At 34.6% G+C, this 2,350-nt stretch carries 2 protein-coding genes; both read left to right on the forward strand.

All coding sequences use genetic code 11. From position 1 onward, the window contains the following. Positions 1–256 precede the first annotated feature (256 nt). Positions 257–991 (forward strand): hypothetical protein, encoded by a 735-nt coding sequence (locus AC3WJF_RS22975; RefSeq protein WP_492456412.1) that lies wholly within the window; start codon positions 257–259, stop codon positions 989–991. Positions 992–1,013: 22 nt separating this feature from the next. Beyond that, complete coding sequence (locus AC3WJF_RS22980; RefSeq protein WP_492456414.1) at positions 1,014–2,252, forward strand: polysaccharide deacetylase family protein; 1,239 nt, start codon at positions 1,014–1,016, stop codon at positions 2,250–2,252. The last annotated feature ends 98 nt before the right edge of the window (positions 2,253–2,350 follow it).

The following is a 2,350-nucleotide window of genomic DNA, read 5'->3' on the forward strand; positions in this document are numbered from 1 at the left end:
ACGGGGACGGTTCTCTTGTTTCTTTTCAAGAAACAAGAGAACCGTCCCTTTGTTGCTCTTACAAAAATCTACATTTTTTTACAAAAATGTGAATTCACCCGGGACGTATTCCCTATCAGCCCTCGAGGAAAACATGAGAACCTTCACTTCGTTGCTCAAACACTCTTGCTTATATGCCGATAAGGTTTATAGAGGAATGTAAATATTCAATTAATAAAGTTCCACCTAGGCTAACAGAGCGGAGATGATAGATAAAATGGATAGTAAAAGTAAAACAAGAGGTTGGCTGATCGGAAAGCTTGCTAATCAAAACCAGAATGAAAAAAATAGCGAGCAGGAAATCGCATCAATGGAAGGTACCGAGATAGTACAGAGTACTCCTCAAGAAACTGAACCAATAGATACGACTAGCACGAAAAATCTTTTTTCAAAGGATAATCAAGACAAGGTATCGTTGGATATCATCGTTTCGTTAGAAAATATGTTAAAAGATAGACAGCTTATTCTGTATAAAAATAAGGATTTAGAAGAGCAAGTGTATTCGTTAAATGAAATCATTAGCCGTTTAAAGCATGAACAAATGAAGAAAGACCAGCTTTTACAAGAAAAAAGTAAGGAATTAAGTGTTCTAGAAGGAAAGCTTACGAAGAAGCAAATGAGCTATGATCAGCTTTTGGAAGACTATAAAGACTATCAAAACACTTCTAATTTGGAGTATGAAAAGGTTACAAATCTACTAGAGATCGAGAGCAATAAATATAATAGACTTTATGAAGAATCTACTAATATTCAGCATCAGCATATCCAAAGAATTAATCAGCTTGAAGAAAGAATTCGAGAATTAGAAGTGGAAAATCAAAATTATCTGGAGCAGTACCGTAAAATCCAGGAAGAAAAAAATCAATTAATGAAGTCCATTAATGATTTTACAGAACGGATGTCATTCTCATTATCCGCTCATCCAACTGATTTTACTAGTCAAACCGAATAGATTAATAGAAAGGCGGATCAACTTGGAAATCTACCATGGAAAGTTAATAGAACTAATATCCATTGAAAAACAAGACAATCACATTTACCTACATGTTAGATTATCAATCGACCAAGAAGATTTGCTTTTTTGGGAAATCGATCATGAGACAGCGGAGAATTTAAGAGCTGCAACTGTTTTTGATGATAAATATATGTACAGATTATCTCTCCACTCTCAGGGAACTGCAGAAAACCAATACAAAAGTTATATTACGAAAACATATAGAGAATCCAGTGAAAATATCTATTTTTCATGTTCAGAAGAATATAGTAATAGACTATCAGCTATTAAAAGCATTACGGAATCTAGTAAGCTTGATTCCTTACCGTTTCTTATGAGCACGATTCATGGGAATGATAGTAATGGGGAAATAGCTGAAAGGCAAAACCAAGAACAGCTTCCTTTGAAACATCGGACATTAACTTGGTTATCCGTAGCTATAATTAGTGCGATTTGTATCACACTTTTTCTATATGTTGGCCATTCTGACTTAAATAAAATCGTATTTGCACAAAAACCAACTGCTAGTACAGTTAGTAGTAAAAAAGGCATTAATTTGGAGAGTAAAAAGGAGAAAGTATATCCTATAGTAAACATTCAAACAAAGGCTAAACGCCCTATTAAAAAGACGCCTCCAACCCTAAATCTCAAGCATAATGTGAGCTATAGTATTCCCGCTGGATATGTGGCGCTTTCCTTTGATGATGGACCTTCTAAATATTCAAAGGAGATTGTAAATATATTAAAGAAATATAATGTAGGTGGAACATTTTTTTATATAGGTCAAAATGTGAAGAAATACCCAGAATCTGTGCGATATACATATACAAATGGATTTGTGATAGGTAATCATTCTATGAATCATCCGGATTTCACGAAGCTTTCCTATAAAAGACAGAAGAAAGAGCTTCTGGAAACTAATCGATTAATTACACAAATCACTCACAAGCCTGTTGAACTTTTTAGACCGCCATATGGCGCAATCGATGATAATACGAAGAAATTAATGAAAAATAATCATTACAAGGTAGTTCTTTGGAATAAGGATCCAAGAGATTGGCAAAATCACGATCCAATCCAAATTCTTCACTACATAAAAAATTCCCACCCTTCTGGGTCAATCATTATTCTCCATGAGAATAAAGCGGTTGTCGACGCATTGCCAAGCATCATCGCCTACTTAAAGAGTCAGGAATTAAAGATGGTTAATTTGCATTGAGGGAACACGGGGACGGTTCTCATGTTTCTTTTCAAGAAACATGAGAACCGTCCCTTCGTTTACAAATGAAACTTATCAATCCATACAACGTATATATC

The organism is Heyndrickxia sp. FW510-T9 (assembly GCF_058781025.1).